At 43.7% G+C, this 22,462-nt stretch carries 9 protein-coding genes; 4 read left to right on the forward strand and 5 right to left on the reverse strand.

The genetic code is table 11. From position 1 onward, the window contains the following. Positions 1-6 precede the first annotated feature (6 nt). From hemH to BUB99_RS15480, 3 genes are all read right to left on the reverse strand, one after another. Entirely contained in the window at positions 7-1,011 is a 1,005-nt protein-coding gene (gene hemH / locus BUB99_RS15470; RefSeq protein ID WP_073123926.1) for a ferrochelatase, read from the reverse strand. A 297-nt stretch (positions 1,012-1,308) separates the two neighbouring features. Beyond that, complete coding sequence (locus tag BUB99_RS15475) at positions 1,309-12,798, reverse strand: cadherin domain-containing protein (RefSeq protein WP_139281042.1); 11,490 nt, start codon at positions 12,796-12,798, stop codon at positions 1,309-1,311. 132 nt (positions 12,799-12,930) lie between these two features. Continuing rightward, entirely contained in the window at positions 12,931-14,196 is a 1,266-nt protein-coding gene (locus BUB99_RS15480; protein ID WP_170863818.1) for a LuxR family transcriptional regulator, read from the reverse strand. Positions 14,197-14,646: 450 nt separating this feature from the next. Between BUB99_RS15480 and BUB99_RS15485 the strand changes: the two genes are divergently transcribed. Further along, positions 14,647-17,571 (forward strand): FAD-binding and (Fe-S)-binding domain-containing protein, encoded by a 2,925-nt coding sequence (locus BUB99_RS15485; RefSeq protein WP_073123932.1) that lies wholly within the window; start codon positions 14,647-14,649, stop codon positions 17,569-17,571. On the opposite strand, the gene BUB99_RS15490 is transcribed toward BUB99_RS15485, so the two are convergent. Further along, positions 17,568-18,380 carry an arylamine N-acetyltransferase family protein gene (locus BUB99_RS15490; protein ID WP_073123934.1) on the reverse strand — a complete coding sequence of 271 codons (813 nt, stop codon included), beginning with the start codon at positions 18,378-18,380 and terminating at the stop codon, positions 17,568-17,570. The genes BUB99_RS15485 and BUB99_RS15490 overlap by 4 nt on opposite strands. A 213-nt stretch (positions 18,381-18,593) precedes the next feature. Here BUB99_RS15490 and BUB99_RS15495 point away from each other — a divergent pair, with 213 nt between their 5' ends. The 3 genes from BUB99_RS15495 to BUB99_RS15505 all read left to right on the forward strand — a co-directional run bounded on the left by BUB99_RS15495 (position 18,594) and on the right by BUB99_RS15505 (position 21,702). Continuing rightward, complete coding sequence (locus BUB99_RS15495) at positions 18,594-19,502, forward strand: SDR family oxidoreductase (RefSeq protein ID WP_073123936.1); 909 nt, start codon at positions 18,594-18,596, stop codon at positions 19,500-19,502. A gap of 158 nt (positions 19,503-19,660) precedes the next feature. Further along, positions 19,661-21,094: an RNA polymerase factor sigma-54 gene (rpoN, locus tag BUB99_RS15500; RefSeq protein WP_073123938.1), complete on the forward strand. Its 1,434-nt coding sequence runs from the start codon at positions 19,661-19,663 to the stop codon at positions 21,092-21,094. Next, positions 21,094-21,702: a hypothetical protein gene (locus BUB99_RS15505; RefSeq protein ID WP_073123940.1), complete on the forward strand. Its 609-nt coding sequence runs from the start codon at positions 21,094-21,096 to the stop codon at positions 21,700-21,702. Before rpoN ends, BUB99_RS15505 begins: the two co-directional genes overlap by 1 nt. Here BUB99_RS15505 and BUB99_RS15510 read toward each other — a convergent pair. Continuing rightward, positions 21,699-22,400, reverse strand: a complete 702-nt coding sequence (locus BUB99_RS15510; protein ID WP_073123942.1) for an outer membrane beta-barrel protein — start codon at positions 22,398-22,400, stop codon at positions 21,699-21,701. The genes BUB99_RS15505 and BUB99_RS15510 overlap by 4 nt on opposite strands. Between the last annotated feature and the right edge of the window lie 62 nt (positions 22,401-22,462).

Genomic DNA, 22,462 nt, shown 5'->3' on the forward strand with positions numbered 1-22,462 from the left:
GGGTCATTAATCTCTTGCCATATCAGTTACACAGTCGATCCAGGTCTCTTCTACGTTGAGACTGGGTACTAAATCCCACTGTTGTCCGCCTGCTGCGATGAATTCTTCTTGGTAGGTCTCTCCTACCTCTAGTGTAGTTTCTAGGCAGTCCGCCACGAATGCGGGAGAGAAAACCAGAACCTTTTTGATTCCGTTTTTTGCGAGTTCTTGGAGGTGAACATCCGTGTAGGGTTGTATCCACGGAGTTTTTCCTAATCGGGATTGAAAAGTAGTGGCAATTCGGTCAGCTGGGATATTTAGTTTTTGGGCTAATAATCTGGTGGTTTCGAAGCATTGCGCGCGGTAGCAGTATCTATTGGCATCACCAAAATGTTCACAACAGCTTCCAAGTTGACATTTCTTGATTTCAGCTTTCATGATCTGTCGTTCGGGTAGTCCGTGGTAGCTGAATAGGAAATGATCATAATCCGTAGTAGCCATGAATTTTTGCGCATTAGCGACGATGGTGTCTAGGAATTTCTCATTCTCGATGAACTGACTCACAAAGTCAAGCTTAGGAATGACTTGCCAGTTTGAAACAACTCGCATGACCTCTTCTATCACAGATCCCGTACTGGCAGAGGCGTATTGTGGAAACAGTGGAATGATTTTGAGAGAAGAAATGTTAGTTTTTTTGAGAGAAGCAAGTGCCGAGGCTATGGAGGGAGACTGGTAGCGCATTGCTAGCTCTACTTGATAGTTGTTCCCTAGTTTGTCTTGTACAAGATCTCTTAGATCTTCGCTGTAGAATTTGAGAGGAGAGCCACGGTCTTCCCAGAGTCTTTGGTATTCTTTGGCGGATTTGGGTCCACGAAATGGTGCAATGATCAAATTGATCAAAAACCATCTGGATATATATGGGATATCGATGACCCGTCCGTCCATGAGAAATTCACGCAAATACTTTCTGACATTAGGAACACTAGGGCTATCTGGTGTGCCGAGGTTGACCAACAAAACTCCTTTTTTCATAGACTGCAAATCTACAGTGTCTGTGGTAAATGTACCGAGGAGTAGGGGGATAAAAAAAGCTCCAGAACGGGAATTCTGGAGCCAGCAGCATTTGAGAAAAATTAATTATTATGTACTTGCTAAATAACGCTTGTCTGATTTTATCATCCTGCCATATGTCTTTATAATCATGACAAAGTGATGGTTTTGGGATGATATTTTTTCGAGTATTGATTTTTTATACCAATTCTAAGAGGGGATAAATAAGGAGCGGCTCTCACCGCTCCCTGAAGATAGTTTTGAAACCTTATACCTAGGCTATCTTCGTATCACTAATCTAGTTGTTGTAGTTATATCTTGGTTTGTGATTTTCATGAGGTAGACACCCGATTGGAGGCTATGTACTGATAGCCGCTGATCTTCCATGATTATTTCAGTCATGATGTGTGTTCCTCGAAGGTCGAAAACTTGAATCTGGGCTTCATTTGATTGTATTCCGCTTACACTGACCCAATCCGTAGCGGGGTTAGGGTAGTACTGAATCTTGACCTCAGGGGCAACAGCTGTCACGGTAGATTCTTCAGTCACGTCAAAGCTAATAACTGACTCTGCGGAGTGGTAGTTGTCATCTCCTGCTTGACTAACCGTGACAGTCACAGTTCCTGCTATTCCATCCAAAGTAATCGAAGCATCGTTGATGGTTGCTGGACCACTGACAGCATAGCTTAGGGTCAAACCTGATGTAGTACTTGCTACTATCTCTACGGGTTCTCCATTGGTGGTTTGATTTTCGATCGCTTCTATGGTGATGACCTGATCAGCTTTCTCAACGGTGAATGTTTGTGTGACTTGACTCGCTGCGTTGAAAGTTTCATCTCCCGACTGATCTGCTGCGATGACTATTTCACCCGCTCCCGTGATGGTCACGGTACTGCCTGCGATAGTCGCTGGCCCACTTACTACGCTGAAGGTAACATCTAGGCTAGAACTGGCCGTAGCGTTTAGATCAAAATCAGCATCCCCGAAGACTTTGTCGGCCAGTGCGTCGAAAGAGATCGTTTGATCTGTTTTGTCAGGATCGGTGACGTTAAAAGTCACTTGCTCACTAGCAGAGTTGTAATTGTCATCTCCTGCTTGACTGACCGTGACTGTCACCAGTCCAGCAGTTCCAGTCAGGGTAACTGTAGTGCCTGAAAGTGTTGCAGAGCCAGATACTTGGTAGGTCAAGCTGAGTCCAGAGGTAGTACTTGCTACTATCTCTAGGGGTTCTCCATCGGTGGTTTGATCTTGGATCGCTTCTATGGTGATTACCTGATCAGCTTTCTCAACGGTGAATGTTTGTGTGACTTGACTCGCTGCGTTGAAAGTTTCATCTCCCGACTGATTTGCTGCGATGACTATTTCACCTGCTCCCGTGATGGTCACGGTGTTTCCTGCGATAGTCGCTGGCCCACTTACTACGCTGAAGGTAACATCTAGGCTAGAACTGGCCGTAGCGTTTAGATCAAAATCAGCATCCCCGAAGACTTTGTCGGCCAGTGCGTCGAAAGAGATCGTTTGATCTGTTTTTTCTACTGTGATGATAAATGTATCACTCACTGATTCGCCATCGCTATCTTCCACTGTCACCGTGATAGTAGATATCCCGATGTTTCCTTCAGTGATTTGCAGTACATTGTTGTTGGATACTGCTACCGTTACCACTTCCGTATCGCTGCTACTGACGCTATAATTCAAAAGATCTCCATCCACATCTGTGAAGACGTCATTTAGGTCAATATCTATCGTTGCAAAACCTGCAGCCTGTGTTAGGTCTGCCAATGCATTGGTGAGAGTAGGCGCTGCATTGTCTTCTAGATCATTGATCGTGATCGTAAAAACTTGCTGATACGTTCCCCCATTATTATCGTCTACCTGTAGACGAATCGAATAACTGGTTTTGGTTTCGAAATCAAATACTTCGTTAGACCTCAAATGAAGACCATTGACGGAGAATGAGGCATTGTCTGTATCTCCATCACCTGCTACCAAGCTGTAGGTTGGTTCATCGTACAAGTTCACATCTGTTCTACTCATTAGCGCGATGATCGTACCGACGGGGAGATTTTCATCTATGGATATATTATCCAGCATGATTGCGGTTGGTGCTGCTTGGGCTACAAAATTCACCGTGAAGTTGAACGTAGCATCGGTCGTTCCACCATTGCCATCATCAGCTGTGACAGTAATCACCGCCGTGCCTAAGCCTACTTCGGACACGGTTAAAATACCATCTTCATCAATAGCAGCTGTAACGATCATTTCGTCACTGCTAGATACTGTTAGTATGATATTATCACCATCCACATCTGTGAAAGCGCCTGACAAATCTCTGGTGGAGAGGTCAAACCCATTGATATCCGTATGATCAGCGATTACATCCACCAGAGCAGGAGGCGTGTTCGCAATACTAACGGTCACCACCCAATCCTGTGTCGTGACACCATTCTGAGCAGTTACAGTATAGGTAAAAGAGTTTGTGAAATCCTGTGCGCCATCTGGTGTGATCATAGCACCGTCTGATAGGGTAATCGTTGGTGTAAGGTTGGATATCTCAGTGCCTGGCTCTACTTCTATACTGATGGAATGATTGCCCGCATTGATAGTTGCGGCATCTGATTGCTCGTCTAGAACGAAGCTCACTATGTCCGACGCACTGTTAGGAGCCTCCGACAGGGTCACAACCCATTCCTCTGTAAATGTTGGCTCCTCTGCAGTGACTGTGTAGGTCACTGGAGTGCTAAAATCCTGTGCACCGAGAGGAGAAATATCCGCCCCTGCTGATACTGTGATCGTGGGTATCAAACTCGTCATATCAGTACCATAGGCAACTTCTAGAGATATGGTATTGGTCTCATTATCGACGACAGCAGTACCCGTTTGTTCTAGCAATACAAAAGTCAGGATATTTGTATCCGTGGATTCTGCCTCATCATCTATCGAGATGGTAAAGGTTCTTTCTAAAGAGTACCCATTGCCATCATCAGTACTGACTCGAATAGCATAGGAGCTTTTTACCTCGTAGTTGAAACTTTCGGTCGTGAAGATTTCGTCATCAATGACTTCAAAAGAACTGTTGTCATCGCTACCTGTACCCGTCACCAGTTCATACGTGAAACTCCCGGACAAATCTTCTCCAGCCGTTGATAAAGCACCTACTAGCGTGCCTGCGTCAGCATTTTCTACGACAGTAGTATTATCCAAATCGATAGAGGTGATAGATGCAGCTAGGTCATTGACAGAAATCGTAAATGATTCTTCATAAATCCCACCATTACCGTCATTTGTCTGTACGAGAATTGAATAGCTGGTTTGTGATTCATAATCTAAAACCTCGGTAGTCACTAATTGATCTCCGGAGATCGCAAATGAGGCATTGCCTTCATCGCCTGTACCTGAGACCAAGGTGTAGGTATGGGTTTGCCCTTCGTCTTCGTCGGTCGTACTGAAGGAGCCAATCACAGTACCTACTGGGTTGCTTTCATTAATCTCCAAGCTAGACAACTCCAGATCAGTGGGTGTTTCATTTACATCGTTGATATTGATGATGAACTGTTCGACGTATAGCCCACCGTTTCCATCATCGGTTTGCACTCTGATCGAATAGGCACTTTTCGTTTCGTGATCAAATATGGTATTGGCTTGCAACTCATTGCCGTCAATGGTGAAAGAAGCATTGTCTGCGTCTCCTGTACCACTAGCCAGTGTGTAGGTGTGACTATCTGCGAAACTTGCATCTACTGTAGATAAAGTGCCAACCAAATCACTGACGGCATTATTTTCATCAATAGTAGACTCAGAGATCGAGATGTCGGTAGGGCTGGCCAGAGCCTCCGTTACGCTTACAGTTATAGCGTTAGAAGTCGCGTCCTCTGCTGTGACGGTATAGACTACTGGAGAAGTAAAGTCTTGTTCAATGCCACTCTCTGGAGAAACCGTCGCACCGTCCGACACGGTGACCGTAGGAGTCAAAGCAGATATATCTGTACCTGCGACCACCTCTATGGACACTGTGCTGCCTTCACCATTGTCAATGGTCGCTGCACCTGTTTGCTCTGAAAGAGTAAACGACAATATTTCGTCATCTGAATTGGCTAGAAAATCGATTCCTGCATTGATGCTATGATTCGTCGCATTTGCGACTTCAGATGCCTCATAGTTAGTAAAAGCTGCATCGGTAAAGTTAAAAATCAAGTTGCTGAGGTCGTCGGTATCTTTGTGATCAACCGCACTGCCAGTAAGTGTCACAGTAGCTGTATAACCATCCGAAGAGACAGACATTAAAGACGTCAGCCCTGTAGGTAAATTCGTAATACTGTAGGCAGTCAACACCCCACCAGGGTTGGTAAAAGTGTCGTCGGTCAGAGATATACTAAGTTCACCTTCGACAGCTCCGTTATTTACAACCGTTTCGGTGAATCCTCCAAAATCCATTTCAAACTGATGAATGCTAGCCCCAGTACCTTCATTAATATCAATTATAAAAACGCGACTGCCATCGGGTTGAATCGCAATACTATGGGCATAGTCAATTTCACCATCTATCTCTAAAGGTGTACCATTGATCGCAATACCATTTGATATATCGAATGGTGTATTGAGAATATAGCTTACCGCATATCCACTCGACAGCATAAGAAAATAACGCCCATCAGGAGAAATTACTCCACCTGAGAGCCCCTCTAGCTCAGGTTCATAAGTCGCCTCGAAGGTGGCATTGGTAAGGTCAAATGGTGTAGGAAGACCAAACTGATGTATACCATCTCCCATTAGGTACATTTTCGTGCCATCAGGACTCATTGTCATCGCTGATCCACTGCTGTAAGTGTTTACACCCAAAGAGTTGCCACTATAAGTGGCTCCTGTTGTGATCTCGAAAGGAGTGCTTAGGTTATACTCATAGATGACATAGCTGTCATCACCCAGTACGTACATTTTTGAACCATCTTCAGAAAAAACGATGTCTTCTGGGTGTTCATCTTCCATGCTCACATCAAACGACCCATTAAAACTAACCCCAGAGGTAATTTGATAAGGAATGGACAGGCTGTACTGATGAATAGCTGAGTTATCTCCACCTGCGGTGAACATTTTTGTTCCGTCATGGCTAAATACAATTCCAGCAGGGTAGGTTTCTTCACTATACACATCTAGTGGGCTACCCGCATTCGTGGCGTATTCCATATTCAAGCCATTGCCATAAAAAAGCATAGGATGGTTGTCTCTAAAATCAACTGACCGACCGCTAGAGCCTGCTACAGCATTAGCTACTACGGAAGCGTCATTACCGACAAATGCCGAATTATTGAAGGTAAATTGAAGGTCATCCACATCATGTATATCCTGATGATGTTCACCTTTATCTGTCAGTGTCAAAGTAGCAGAAAACCCATCTTCAGCTACATCCAATGTAGCTGTTAAACCTGTCGGAAGGTTGTCGATCGTATAGTCAGAACCATACGTCAAAATACTTCCTGCTGAAGTGAATCGCTCATCATCGATCTCTATAAATAGAGAGCCAGCCACATCTCCATCATTTTTGTCCACTTCCATAAATCCATCGACTGGCAATGCCAATTGCAAGATTTCTTGGTTATTGGCCAGTACCCAAAGGAATTTTCCGTTTGGACTGATGCGCGCATCTCCGGCATGGTTGGTCAATTCAAACAGACTTTTACCACCGATGCTCGTCACGCCGCTGCTCAGGTCATTTGCGATATTCATTTGATATTGCCGAATCGACGTTTGTCCTGGATACGAAGTGTTGATCAGATAAATCTCTCTGCCATTGTCCGAAAGCAAAATCCCGGCATAATTGTATCCAGGGACACTGTACGAAACGTCATCATAGTCTACAGTACCTGTCAGGTCAAAAGGTGTTTCTAACGTGTACTCATATATTTTATCCGTATGCGACCCGATCATGTACATTTTTTTACCATCACGGCTAAAGGTGATACCACTTGGCTGAATATCGTTGCCCATATCGTATGACCCCTCGTAACTCACACCACCGGACAGGTCAAAAGGTGTAGTCAGGTGATATTGAAGTATGTCGTCGGAGCTGATCTGTACATACATTTTGACTCCATCGTGACTAAAATCAACATCCCCAGGCGATACCCCTTCATTAGAAACATCAAAGGATACAGAAGCATATGCTGCTCCATCTGATAGGTCAAAAGGCGTGGTGAGATCATACTGATAAATGGCATTTTCTTCCCAGCTGGAAACAAATATCCTCATGCCATCCTGACTGACGGCAAAGCTAGATCCTGCATTCTCGTTAGCGACACTGAATTTGGCTACCTGGTTCCAGTTAAACTGCTCAGTAAAGTCAAGTTTGTTGCCATACATGATCCTGCGATCATTTTCATCAAAGTCAATTTTTCCTCCTGAACCGTGTGCTGTCGAATTGAAAACTACATCTGCGTCATAGGTAGTAAAGGCAGAATTTTCGAATGTAAAGATAAGGTCATCCATATCATCTGTATCCTGATGATGAGTAGCTGTACCGCTGAATGTGAGTGTTGCATTCAAGCCATTGGCTGATACTGACAGGTTTGGTATTAATCCATCAGGAATATCTGCGATCGTATAATCTTCCCCTTCAGTAAGTGTACCTCCTGCATTGGTAAATGTGTCATTAATTATATGAAGGCCCATTGCCCCCGTTAGTTCTCCTTCATTTTGATAGGTTTCTGAAAAAATACGGGCATTATAGTTAATGGTAGCATTGTCCAGAAAATCAAAATCCAGTAGAAACGCAAGTGTTGAATTTTGGATACTAGCTGCATCACCCGAGTCAAAAGACCCATCTAGCAGCGACAAGCTGATTTCGGCTGTAAGATCATCGGCATCCTGATGTGCTTCAGCATTGCCAGTCACAGTCAATGTAATCGACAATCCATCGGCTGCAACATTCAATGCTTCTGACAGTCCTGCAGGCAGTCCGCTCAGTGTATAGTCTGTACCAGCTTCTAAGACATCACCAGCCTTGGCAAATGCTTCGCCATTGATTTGAATCTCAAACGACCCAGAAACTTCCCCATTATTGGCCGCTAATTCACTAAATACTGCCGTGTGCATGCTTTCATACTGGAGAATTACATCACCTACCCCTCCAGATACCAAAAATTTCGTACCATCACTGCTAATGACAAAACCTAGTGGGGCAGAGTCATCCGGTCGGACATAGATACTCTCACTCGTACTTTCGGCTGTGGTTATATCAAACCCTTGGGAAAGATTGAACTGATAAATCACATCTGAGTTACTATTGATAATAAATAACTCCTCCCCACTGGGGGAAAACCTAGGGGAATAATTACCAGCAGAGACTGTTCCCGTTAGCGTTACCGTGCCTGTGATGTCAAACGGTGTTTCCAAAGCATATTGTTTCAGTGTCGAGCTCGATAAAGAGGTCGTGTACATCTGAGTCCCGTCTACACTGAAGGTGAGCCCAACACCTTGTGTGACAGCATATTCTCCCTCATGCGTCACGGTACTGTTGATGTCAAATGCTGTAGAGAGATCAAACTGATGGATTTTGTCACTGGCATAGCCGATGATGAACATCGTATGTCCATCGGTACTAAAGGCGATATCAAAGGCTCCAGTTTCATATTCAGATATGTCCAAAGGCGTACCATCCAATACGGCACCTGCGGCGATTTCATAAGGTGTAGTCAGCGTATATTGATTGACCGTTGCATTAGTAGAGGCTAACATAAACAACTTGGTGCCATCTGGGTTAAATGCTAAGCCTGATGGATTGGAGGCTTGTTCTGACACGTCAAAAGTCGTTTCGTTCACTGCCATATTAGTTACCTGAAAACCATTGTCTGCATAAATTACTCCTTCGATTTCTCTGAAGGTGATACCACACCCACTACTGGCGCTTGCGGCATTTGTTACATTACTTGCGTCACCATTACCGAAGGCACTGTTGCTAAACGTGAATACCAAATCGGACACATTATCTGTTTTTTCGTTATCGGTTGCTTTCCCTGCAAAAGTTAAAAGAGCAGACCAACCATCTGCTGCTACGGTGAGCACTGGCGTCAATCCAGCGGGTATAGGGCTGATCGTATAGTCATCGCCATAGCTAAGCGTTTCTCCAGCATTGTTGAAAGAATCATCAGTAACAGTCACTGTGAACTCTCCGAGCACCGAACCGTCGTCCGCATAGGATTCGTTAAAGCTGGTGAAGGTTTCGTTTTCATAAGTAATAGATGCTGTACCGTCTCTGAAATCTATGTCGATACCTGAGTTAGCAGATGTAGTATTTAGTATAGCTGAGGCATCACCACCCGAAAATGCCGAATTATTAAAAGTAAATATCAAGCTACTGATGTCATCTGAGTCTGAATTATTGGTGGCATTACCCGTAAATGAAAGTGTTGCACTCGTCCCACTGTTAGCTACCTCTAATACAGGTGTCAGACCGGCTGGTAGGTTAGCAATCGTGTAGTCACTACCGTGAGCAAGTGTATTTCTCTGATTGGTAAAAGTTTCTCCTTTCAATAAAAAACCCTGAACGGTAGTCAATATCGACCCATTGTTAGAGTTACTTTCTACAAAACCAGCACTGACCAGTTCATATTGTGTCACTTGATCACCCCACCCCGTCATAAACAATCTGTTGCCCGCAGGTGAAAACACCATGCCTTGTGCCTGGCTATGTATAGGTTCAGTACTGAAAATACTTTCTCCCTTTATCATGGTAGAAGTCAAATCAAAAGCACTGCTCAAAAAGTAAGTTTCTAGTTGATTGTCTCCAGTCAATACCACAAGATTTTTTCCATCTGCACTAAGATCAAAATCATATATGTTACCCAATTCCACAGTCGAGTGAACAAATGTTGTCGTGGAGGTAATGTCGTAAGCACTTGTCAATTGATATTTGTGGATTTTCATGCTAGTGATTCCTCCTATATACATCGTCATACCATCATCACTAAATTTCATGCTGTATGGGTTGATTTCTTGAGCAGTGGCATTAAATGACCCTTCGGGCGTGACAGTAGAGGTAATGTCAAAATTGACCGAAAGACCAAACTGATGTACCTGTCGAGAACCTGTGCCTAATACAAATAACTTTGACCCATCGTCATTGAAAGTCATAGTTCGTGGGTAAGAATCCCCACTGGTTATTGATCCTTCGTGTGTTAAACCAGCTCTGAGGTCATACGCCGACACTAACCCATATTGGTTGATTAAGTCTCCCTCGCTACCAATCACAAATAACTTTAATCCATCATGGCTGAACACTAGGTCATTGGCATAATTCTCCTCATCACCTATGTAGTGTGATGTCTGAATAGTAGCACCTCCTGTTAGGTCAAAAATAGATCCATATGTGAGTGAGCCTCCATCATCGATAAAATCAACCCCAATGCCACTATTGGCACTGATAGCATTGGTTACAATAGATGCATCATCTAGTTCGAAAGCTTGATCAGCGAAAGTAAAAACAAGCGCCTCCAGGTCGTTGATGTTTTGGTGATTCGTAGCTTTACCCGAAAAAGTAACAATACCAGACTGACCATCAGCAGCCACAGAAAAGGAAGGAGTTAGTCCAGCGGGGAGATTATCAATGGTATAGTCAGCACCGTGGGTAAGGCTTCCTCCTGCATAACTGAATTGATCGTCTGATATTTTGATTGAAAATGAACCAATCAGACTACCATCGCTTGATCCATCACCTGCTACCGCTTCTATAAGTATTTGAGGGTTCGAAATCTGAAAGTGATTTACCACCTCGTCGTAATATCCCACGGTAAACAAGGAACTACCCGTCGCATTGAAACAGAATCCATTTGGAAAGGCGTCAACCGCTCCCATATAAAAAGTATTAGTGACAAAAGTTACACCTTCTGTAATGTCAAATGGCCTCTCTAATGAATAAATATTGATATCTCTACCTGCTCCGCCTAAGATATACATTTCAGTACCTGTACCGTTGAATGCTATATCCATAGGGTTGTAATCTTCGGACAATACACTGAATGGACTCTCGTCAAATGTCACACCAGTCGTAAGGTCAAATGCGTTAGATAATGAGTACTGATTGACTTCATCTCCACTAGTCCCCACTATAAACATCTTGGTGCCATCGGGGCTAAAAGTCACACCTGTGGCTGCCCCCTCCTGTGAAGTCACTAAATGAGTGACGGTATGCGAAACAGTTCCCGTCAAATCCCATGGCGAATTGACGCTGTATTGATTTACAGCTCCTCCATGGTCTAGAACGAACATTCTAGTCCCATCACGGCTAAAAGTAATATCATGGGGCGCATTGACCTGACTAGAAACATCCATGGCAATATCCAAACTATATCCAGCACTGGGGGCGAATGGTTTGGCTAATGAATATTGATTTACGTTATCAGCTGCATCACCCGTAATGTACATTTTTAATCCATTGGTGCTAAATGTCACGCCACGTGCATCGGGCTCTTCAGAAGAGATGCTGTAAGACCCAAGTAGTTGGGGGACAGCCGTATCAAGGTTGAAGCCATCACCATATGCAACCACTGGCCTGTTTTGTTTAAAATCAATTGATATACCACTACTGGCAGATATAGCATTTTCTACTGCTGAAGCATCTCCACCAGTAAAAGCAGAATTGGCAAATGTGAAGAGTAGACCGGACACATCATCAGCGTCTTGGTGTGATATGCTTGTTCCCGTTAAGGTCAGTTCGACTGATAAACCATCCGCTGCTACAGTCAATACTGGTGTCAAGCCTTTGGGTATGCCTGACACTCCATAATCAGTTTTGTATATCAATGTACCACCAGCATGGGTGAATGTATCTCCACTGATATGAATTTTAGCGGAGTTTTCAATACCACCTTTGTTATCTCCATTTTCGTTAAAGACAGTTGGATTCAAATCGTATTGAATGATGTCGTTCCCATCATCACCTAGCACGATGAGAGCTGTGCCTGTTTGGTTGATCAGAAGATCCCTTGGAAAGCCTTCCTCATTTGAAATATCCACTTCGTATATTGTCTTGGTCACCCCAGTTGTAATATCATATGGTGTACTTAGCAGATACTCTGAAATCACATCATAGTTTGGTGTGACCGAATAGAGTTTTGTTCCATCATTGTTGAAGGCCATACCCATGCTTTGGTAGTACCAAGTAAACGTGACGCTGAGCCCATCTACTGTCACACCTGTACTAATGTCAAAAGGGGTTGACAAAGTGTATTGTCTTGCACTATATGGAGATCCCGAGCTATTAACGTACATTTTTGTTCCATCCGGATTGAATATTAAGCCTGATGCTCCAGAGACATTGGCGTCAAATACAATGTCATCATACTCCACTGTGGAGGAAAGGTCAAACCCGATGCTGACAGAGAATTGATGGACATCACCAGCTATATCTAAAACAAATAACTTTTCTCCTGTGTTATTGAAAGCCATCCCTCTGTTGCTGGATACATCACTGGATAAATCCTGAAATACATTGTCATAAGAGACGCCACCGCTTATTTCAAAAGGTGTGACCAGACTATACTGAAATACTTCTCCGCCATTTTCAGCCACATAAAGTTTGGTGCCATCCGGGTTCATGATCATACTACGAGGAGCACCTGTCTGCCCAAGGATCAAAAAATTGTCATTATAAGTCGCTCCATTCGAAAGGTCAAACGATGAATTATAAGAAATCGACTGTGCCTGAGACTGATCGATTGCCATGAGGCTAATCATCATCAGACACCATAAATGGATAAGGTTAAGTGAATTTTTCATGGTATAAGATTTAAGTTTCAATACCGTGAAATTCTTCACTTCCTAACAGGATCAGCCTACACCATAGGGATAGTTCTGTACCTATCCCATGGGATAGTTTTTTATAAAACACCCCATACGGCTCTTAAAGAGCTATTTCAATTTAACCACATATTTGAGTGCTTCTTTGCGATTGGACACGCCTAGTTTTTGATAGACGTTCTTGAGATGAAACTTGACGGTGCTCAGTGTGACGAATAGCGCATCCGCGACCTCTTGATTGGTCTTACCAGTCATACTACTTTGCAGCACTTCGTACTCACGATCGGTTAGTGGATTGACCAGCTTGGCATTGAACATGTCTAGGGCAATATCCAAATCAATTTTGGCTGGGCCACTGAGGAGTTCTACATATCTACGCTGCAACTCTTCCATTCTTAACTTCTGCTCGAGCTTATCTGACTGTGCTTTTTTTGCTTTGATCCAAAACAATAATCCCCCAATCAGAAGAACCATCAGTACCCCACCAATCAAAACAGCGATTTGCCAGCGAGCCTGTGTTAGACTCGCCAGTTTCAATTCGTTTTCTAATGTGAGCTTTTCTATTTTAGACTCCTTGAGAGAGGTTTCATACTTGGCTTGAAGATCATTGATCTGAAGCGACTTTTCGGTATTGAATATCTTTTGTTGCAGTTCATATTGCTGCTTCTGATATTGGTAGGCTTGTCGATAGTCTTGTTTGGATTCGTACACCTTCTTCATCAGCTCATAGAGGTAGATTTCGTCCTGTTCAAAATGATGATCCATCACGAGTGCAAGTGCACGTCGAGAGATCGCCAAACTTTTTTCATTTTGCCCCTCCAGATGATAGTTCTCCGCAAGGTTCAAGTAGGCGTGTATCACACCAGAGGTATAACCGATCTCCTTAAAAATCCCCAGAGCCTGCCGGTAATTTGTCTCAGCTAGTTCATACTTACCTAGCATCGAATAGACCGTACCAGTATTGAGCAGCGTGTTGGCATAACCTTCTTTTTCCCCTATGTGCTTAAATAAACCAGCCGCTTGATCATAGCGATCAAGTTCCTCATCGGTTTTGTTTTCATATCCATCGAGCATCCCGAGATTATTGAGTGCATGCGCCCAACGGAGGGTATCTCTATAGCTTTTGGCTAGAGATTCCAGTTGCATGTAGTAGGTTCTTGAGGTGACATAATCCTCCTGATACATGAAATCAATCCCCAGATTGTTATACCCATCCATAATACAGATTGTATCCTTATTGGATCGTGCCAAATCTAGTGCTCTGATGGAGTAGGCTACTGAGCTATCATATTGTGCTTTGTAGCTGTAGGCTATCGACCGTAGGTTATAGACCCATGCCTTTAAGGAATCGTTTGGATGCAAGTCGAGCGTTTTCATGATTTGATCTGAAACAATCAGTGCTGAATCAGGTTTCGACTCGGTTAACTGTTTTCCTATTTGGAGGAGTATGATACTATACGCCCCACTTTCAGATTCATAGTTAGTAAGAATGCTTCGCAGGGAATCTAAATCGGAATATCCTCTGCTAGTCAATGAGGTCATCGACAGGTACAAGAGCATCATGCAAGTACATAATCTCGCCATAATGGTTTAGCTAGGTTTCAAGGTTTCTTACTTCGAAATTAACCCAAAAGCACACATATCCCTAGTGGACAGGTACAAAAGCCTACAGGTTGAAAGTGTATTCAAATACAAACGGGGTTGAAATACCCTCTGAATGACATGAATTTTGTGATTACTTCATGGGTATGGAATGCTGCAAGTTTTATGCATTATTTTGACTGTTTTGCATGTATAGATTCCGGCTAATATCATATTTTTGCGACCATGAAAAATGCACTGGGGAAATTGGCGAATACGCTAAAAGGGGATTTGTTTGTAGATGAGACGTTGCGTACGCTGTATGCTACGGATGCGTCGGCGTATCGTGAGCTTCCTCTCGCAGTAGCTATGCCTATCGACAAGGAGGATATTCGTCTCCTGATTCAGTTTGCCAATGAACACAACACCTCGCTGATTCCTCGTACGGCTGGTACTTCTCTGGCAGGACAGGTGGTCGGAAATGGTATCGTAGTGGATGTGTCTAAGCATTTTAATCAAGTACTGGAAGTCAACCCAGAAGGAAACTGGGTGAGACTTCATCCAGGTGTAATCCGCGACGACCTCAACCGTCACTTGAAGCCCTTTGGGATGTTCTACGGGCCAGAAACCTCTACAGCCAATCGTGCGATGGTCGGTGGCATGGTTGGTAACAATTCCTGTGGATCGAACTCTGTGGTCTACGGTAGTGCCCGTGAACATTTGTTAGAAGTAACGGGCTTTTTGTCAGACGGTAGTGAGGTGACCTTTGGGGCGGTGAGTCAGGAAGGTTTTACAGCGAAAGCAGCGGAGGATTCTCTAGAAGGACAAATCTACCGTGAGATTAATTCTCTTTTGCAGCCTGCGGAGGTACGTGAAGAGATCGCCAAGGAATTTCCCAAACCGAGTATTCCTAGAAGAAATACAGGCTATGCAGTGGATTTATTGGCTATTAACCAACCGTTCGAAAGTACAGGTGAGCCATTTAACTTCTGTAAACTGATCGCGGGTTCTGAGGGGACTTTGATGTTTATCACAGAACTGAAGCTCAATACCCTGCCTTTGCCTCCCAAGAACAAAGCCTTGGTATGTATCCACTGCAACGACATCAATGAGTCGCTATTGGCCAACTTGGTCGGACTAAAATATGAGCCACACGCCAGTGAGCTGATCGATGACATCATCCTTCAGTGTACCAAAGAAAATATAGAACAGCAGAAGAATCGCTTTTTTGTCCAAGGTGATCCAGGTGCGATACTCGTAGTAGAGCTAGCTGCAGAAAATGACGAGATGCTAGACCAAAAGTGTGAAGCGATGATCGCTGAACTCAAAAAGGATGGACTCGGTTATCATTATCCTATTTTGAAAGGCGGAGATATAGGCAAAGTCTGGAATCTCAGAAAAGCAGGACTTGGTCTCTTAGCCAATATCCCTGGAGATGCTAAGGCTCAGCCTGTGATCGAAGATACGGCGGTGGACGTGCAAGACTTACCAGAGTATATTCGTGAGTTTAACGAGACTTTGGCTCAGTATAATCTGAACTGTGTGCACTATGCACATGCTGGGTCTGGGGAGCTGCACTTGCGTCCAGTACTCAACATGAAGACCGAAGAAGGTCACCGGATGTTCAGGGTAGTGGCGGAAGAAATTTCTCGTTTGGTCAAAAAATATCGAGGCTCTCTCAGTGGGGAGCATGGAGACGGTCGTCTTAGAGGGGAGTTTATCCGGGAGCAGATAGGAGAAAAAAATTATCAATTGATCAGAGCGGTCAAGAAATCTTGGGATCCAAAAGGGATTTTTAACCCTGGGAAGATAACTGACACGGCAAAGATGGACGAGTTCCTAAGGTATGAGCCGAACCAGCCAGACCCAGAGATCAAGACTTATTTTAACTGGGACAAAAGCAAAGGAATCCTACGTGCAGCAGAGCTGTGCAATGGTTCAGGTGATTGTCGAAAATCTGAAGGGAGTGGAGGCACGATGTGTCCTAGTTTCATGGCGACCCGAAACGAAAAAGATACGACTCGTGCCCGTGCCAATATGCTGCGAGAAGTACTCACTCATTCTGATAAACTCAACAAGTTTGACAGTGTGCAGATCAAAGAGGTGATGGATTTGTGCCTGTCATGTAAGGGATGTAAATCGGAGTGTCCTTCTAATGTGGACATGGCTAGACTCAAGGCGGAATTTGAACAGCAGTACTATGATGCTAACGGGATGCCACTAGCCAAACGCATGATGGGTGAATACGACCTCAGTATGAAAATGGCCTCTTTGGTGCCATGGGCATACAATGCGGTTTTTAAAAACACATTGACTGGAAAACTGGGGAAAGCCCTTATGGGTGTACATGAGGACAGGTCTATGCCTCTCATGCCAAAGAGGACTATGAGTGCTTGGTTTAAGAAGAATAGATCAAAACTCAAGAGCCAGCAGTCTGATAAGAAGTTGTACCTATTCTTTGATGAGTTTACTAACTATCTGGATGCAGAAATCGGAATCACCGCGATACAGCTCTTGGACGAGCTGGGCTTTAATGTTATGCAGTTAGATCATGACCAGTCTGGGCGTGCGTTGATCTCCAAGGGTATGGTGCGAAAGGCAAAAAAAGTAGCCAACAAGAATGTCAATATACTTCATGGTAAAATCTCTTCAGAGACTCCTTTCGTCGGGATAGAACCTTCTACGATTTTGACATTACGGGATGAATATCCAGATCTCTGTGATGTCGAGTTGAAGCAAAAAGCGACCGAAGTAGCAGACGCTTGTTTGACCATCGAGGAGTTTTTGTCACGTGAGTTTAGGAGAGGAAATATTGATGCTTCGCGTTTTACCACGGAGAGTAAGCAGCTCAAAGTACATGGGCATTGTCATCAGAAGGCCTTATCGTCAGTGATTACACTAAAAGACACTTTGTCCATTCCTGCCAACTTTGAGGTAGAAGTCATTCAGTCAGGTTGCTGTGGAATGGCGGGTTCGTTCGGGTACGAAAAGGAACATTATGAAACCTCTATGAAGGTCGGTGAATTGGTGTTATTCCCCGCTGTGCGCACGGCTACTGAGGAGACGATCATCTCTGCGCCAGGGACGAGCTGTCGTCATCAGATCAAAGATGGTACAGGCAAAGTGGCACTTCACCCTGTGGAGGTGCTTTATCAGGCATTGAATCGCTAGAAGTTCATCTCGTAGGTGATGCCAAAATGCTGCTGGAGCAGTGAGCAGAATTCATCGTGATTTAGAATGTCCTGCTCCTGTTTTTCGCCTAGTCGTTGTGTGATCAATTTTTTATCTGTTAGTGTGATTCGACCATCTGGTTTGGCCTGAGAGATGATGTTTTGTTTGGTGAAATGCGACTTTGGGTTGGTCTGATGATAATGGCACATATCGATGAATTCTACCAATTGATATTCTTTTTTGCTAAACACATATTGCGCATCAAACTGTAGCGAATCTTCAGACTTAGAGAGTGTGTAGTCTTCATCAGCGTTTTTATCTATCCTGAAATAGCGGGTATAGTCCATTTGTAATTCTCCGGGGTGTATGACTTTCGGAGAACTAAAGGAATCGCCAAACCCAACGTCACAGAGGTAGATATTGTCATCTAAGTAGACTAGCAGTGCGGCATGATCTAGCACTGGGCCTAAGTTGCCCTGCCGGTCGTAGACTTGCGCTCCTATTAGATGTACCTCGAACCCTAGTGATTGTAGCAAGCAATAGAAAAAACCATTGAGCTCATAACAGAACCCCCCACGTCTTTTGATTAGAATCTTTTCATTCAGGTGTTTGATGTCCAATATGATTTCCCTTCGCATAGAAATGTCAAGATTCTCGAAAGGAATATTCATTAGATGATTTCGGTGGAGCAGTCTGAGATACCTCAGGGATGGTTTGAGTTCGCGAGGAGTTCGTATTCGAGCGAGGTATTGGCTAATCTCTTGTTCGCTTAGTTTGGGCTTTTGTCTTTTTAGATAACCTGTCGACATATTTTTTAGATAATTTTCGAGCAACTAGAATCCTTTGTCCGAACAAGAATAGCTTTTCCCTATCAAAGATTTTACTCCTCTGCTTGTTTTATTTGGTTCGGAAAATACCCGACTAAATAGGGTTGGGAACTCCTTTTTAGAATCCTATAATGATATTTTATCTAAGTTTACATTCGTAAATTTATCTAAAGTATACAGAAGAAAACCTAGAGGATGAAAGTATTGATAACAGGTGCAAATGGGCTTTTGGGACAGAAGTTGGTCAAACTCCTCTTGGACAAAGGAGAAGAGGTCATCGCCACTTCGCACGGAAAGAGTCGGTTGGACTACCTAGAGCAGTCATTCGAGTATGCACGGATGGATATTACGCAGCAGGCCGAGGTGCTAGAGGTGATTCAGTACTATCAGCCAGATGTAGTGGTCAATACAGCTGCTATGACTAATGTTGATCAGTGTGAGACTGCCCGCGAAGAATGTCGTCAACTCAATGTGGATGCGGTGCAGTACTTGGTAGATGCGTGTCGTCTATCGGGTAGTTTTTTGGTGCACTTGTCCACGGATTTTATCTTTGATGGAGAGGCGGGGCCTTATACGGAGAATGATCCAGCTAAACCATTGAGTTACTATGGGCAGAGCAAATTGGATGCGGAGACTATCGTGCAGGATAGCGGTATTGACTGGTCTATACTTCGGACAGTACTGGTCTATGGGATTACTCCTGGGATGAGTCGCTCCAATATCGTGCTTTGGGTCAAGAGCAGCCTAGAAGAAGGCAAAGAACTAAAGATTGTAGATGATCAGTGGCGTACACCGACCTTAGCAGAGGATCTAGCGATGGGCTGTTATCTATCAGCGGCCAAAAGAGCGCAGGGCATTTTTAATATCTCAGGAAAAGACATGCTGACTCCCTACGACATGGCAATGAAAACCTGTGACTATTTCGAGTTGGATAAGGCTAAGATTACGAAAGTAGACGGTTCTACCTTTACACAAACAGCAAAGAGACCACCCAAAACAGGGTTTGTAATAGAAAAGGCTCGACTGGTGCTGGGCTATGAACCCGTTAGCTTTGACGAAGGAATACAGATTTTGGATACTCAGGTACGTGATTTGGCGGTCTAACCGCGCTGATATTGTTCCTACATGAGTTAGTGTGAGTTTTTCTCTATTGAGTCAAATGATTTTTTTGAGTAAAAATCCTCTTGTCAAAATCCGTTGGCGTTACTTCTTTTAATGTGAAATAGAATAAATTTGGTGGATTCATCTAAAAGTAATTATTCATGCAAAAATTAGGATTAATACAATCCCTCGGTCAGAAACTGTCGCCGCAACAGATACAGTTCATCAAGCTGCTACAGGTGCCTACTGCTGAGTTGGAGGCAAGAATAAAAGAAGAAATGGAGGTCAACCCTGCGCTAGAGGAAGGCAAGGATGATGACGAGGAAGTGAGTAACGAAGAAGAACGTGCTGAGAACACCGATAGCGATGAGCTCAATGTCGATGACTACCTCAATGAGGATGATTATGTAGGATATAAAATGCAAGGTGATGGCAATCACCAAGAGGAAGAACGAGAGATGCCCATCTCCTCAGGGACTTCTCTTCAGGATCAACTGATTGTACAGTTGGGTTTTTTGAAGTTAGATGAGACCCAAGAAATCATAGGACGACAGCTTATTGGTAGCATAGAGTCCGATGGCTATATTCGACGTGATCTTGAAGCGATCATGAACGATCTGGCTTTCTCTCAAAATATTGAAACAAGCTTGGAGGAGTTGGAAGAGATTCTAACCAAGATACAAGGGTTTGACCCAGCGGGCATAGCTGCGCGATCACTCCAAGAGTGTCTGATGATACAGTTGGAGAAAAAAGAAGTGCATGGTGATGAGGTTGATCTAGCACTAAAAATAGTGGGGAGCTGTTTTGAGGAGTTTACTAAAAAGCACTATGATAAAATCATCAAAAAACTAGATGTCACGGATGAGGCACTCAAAGATGCCATTCATATGATCACAAAGCTCAACCCAAAACCTGGTGGGACGAACGATAGTTTGGTGAGAATACAGTATCTGCTGCCAGATTTTATATTGACGAACGATGACGGCAAGTTGGAGTTGATTTTGAACTCTAAGAATGCTCCAGAGCTCAAAGTTAGTCGCTCATATTCGGACATGTTTCAGTCCTATCACAAGAGTGACAAGAAGGACAAGAAACTCAAGGAGACGGTGTCTTTCGTGAAGCAAAAGCTAGATGCGGCCAAGTGGTTTATTGACGCTGTGAAGCAGCGTCAGCAGACTTTGCTCAACACCATGAATGCGATCATCAAATATCAATATGATTTCTTTTTGGATGGAGATGAGTCTAAGCTGCGACCGATGATATTGAAGGATATCGCCGAGATCATTGGGATGGATATTTCGACGATTTCTCGTGTAGCGAATAGCAAATCTATCCAGACGGAGTTTGGGATTTTCCCACTCAAATATTTCTTCTCTGAAGGAATCGCTACGGACTCTGGCGAAGATGTAAGTAGCAGAGAAGTCAAGTTAAAACTGAAGACTTTTATCGAGAACGAGGACAAGTCTAAGCCTTTGTCGGATGACAAATTAGAAAAACTCCTGAAGGCTGAGGGGTACAATATTGCGCGCCGTACGGTAGCGAAGTACAGAGAACAGCTCAATTTGCCAGTAGCAAGATTACGAAAGGAGTTATAGTGAGAGATAAGGTTAGCCAAATCGTCTCTCATTTGTTTCATCCATTGCTGATGCCGACGCTGACTTTTTGTTTGTTGTTTGCATTTGCTCCACACTTGATACAACCTATCTCGTTGATGACACTCCCGTTTTTGTTCGTCACGACATTTGTGATCCCGATGATTAGTATTTCTATTCTTAAAGTTTCGGGATCGATCAAAAGTCTACGAATGGAGGACAGAGAAGAGCGCATGGTGCCCTTTGTTTTTATCACCTTGTTTTTTATGATGACGACCTATTTGTTTATCTATAAAGTAGGCGTCAACCAGATCGTGGGGGTGATTTTTCTGTCCACTACACTATTACTCATCTTGCTGACTTTAGTGACTTCTCGTTACAAAATCAGTATTCATGCTGCAGCGTTAAGTGGTGTGTGTGGTTATTTGCTTGCGCTGTGCTGGAGGTACCCGAACGGTATGTTGGTCTATCCTTTGATTGCGACGCTGATTGTTGCAGGAGGGGTGATGAGTGCTCGGCTTCAACTGAATGCTCACCGAGCGCATGAGATCTTAGCAGGTAGCCTACTAGGGCTATTGACCTGCTTTGCTGCTCTTTATTGGTTTATTTAGAAACCAGAGATAGAGACACCGATTGTGGAGTAGGTGATATCCTCTCCATCCAAAGGACCTCTGCTCGTAAATACAGGAGTGAAATACTGCTTGTAGAAGATACTAAAGCTACCCCAGCCTATTCTAGCCTGTGCTCCAAGTCTTAGTTTTGAAGTCCCTTGATCACCTTTTTCTTTGATTTTTCTGGTTTTTCCATCTAAATCATACTTTACTTTCGTTTTTTGATCGAAGATGATACCAGCCATACCTCCTACGGAGATGAAAGGGCTCGCTTTGTGGTCGTTACCTGTGATGTTGAACCTAAACTCCATAGGGATCTCGGCATAGTTGAGACTGTACTGAGCCTTGGTATAGCTCCAATCATCATCAACGTCTTCATATTTGTCTCCTAAGAAGTCGCCATTTTTTGACCCTAGTTTGTCTAGGCTTACGCCAATCCCAGGCCTAAATTCTATTTTCTTACTGAGTTCAAAAGGTTTTACGAAGTATATAGCAACCGATTTAGATCTCCACCAGTGGGTATCGCTCCAGTAGCCTGGTTTACCGGTCATAAGGTTGAATCCAAAATCCACCATCAATTCACCAGGTAGTTCAGGTGTTTTTTTGGTCACTTCTTCGCTCAACTGAGCATTTGCTTCTATATGTAAAGTAAGGAGAAGTGTGAGCGCTCCTAGGATAACTGTGATTCTATTCTTCATTTGCTTGATTTAAAGCCTTTCGATTTTCGACTGGCAAAGATAGATGAATTTTGAAATTATAA

Source organism: Reichenbachiella agariperforans, from assembly GCF_900142205.1.
GTDB lineage: Bacteria > Bacteroidota > Bacteroidia > Cytophagales > Cyclobacteriaceae > Reichenbachiella > Reichenbachiella agariperforans.

What these genes read in the sequence shown, in the direction of transcription:
- hemH (WP_073123926.1), bottom strand. Translation starts at nt 1,011, where the DNA reads ATGAAAAAAGGAGTTTTGTTGGTCAACCTCGGCACACCAGATAGCCCT.
- BUB99_RS15475 (WP_139281042.1), bottom strand. Translation starts at nt 12,798, where the DNA reads ATGAAAAATTCACTTAACCTTATCCATTTATGGTGTCTGATGATGATT.
- BUB99_RS15480 (WP_170863818.1), bottom strand. Translation starts at nt 14,196, where the DNA reads ATGAAAACGCTCGACTTGCATCCAAACGATTCCTTAAAGGCATGGGTC.
- BUB99_RS15485 (WP_073123932.1), top strand. Translation starts at nt 14,647, where the DNA reads ATGAAAAATGCACTGGGGAAATTGGCGAATACGCTAAAAGGGGATTTG.
- BUB99_RS15490 (WP_073123934.1), bottom strand. Translation starts at nt 18,380, where the DNA reads ATGTCGACAGGTTATCTAAAAAGACAAAAGCCCAAACTAAGCGAACAA.
- BUB99_RS15495 (WP_073123936.1), top strand. Translation starts at nt 18,594, where the DNA reads ATGAAAGTATTGATAACAGGTGCAAATGGGCTTTTGGGACAGAAGTTG.
- rpoN (WP_073123938.1), top strand. Translation starts at nt 19,661, where the DNA reads ATGCAAAAATTAGGATTAATACAATCCCTCGGTCAGAAACTGTCGCCG.
- BUB99_RS15510 (WP_073123942.1), bottom strand. Translation starts at nt 22,400, where the DNA reads ATGAAGAATAGAATCACAGTTATCCTAGGAGCGCTCACACTTCTCCTT.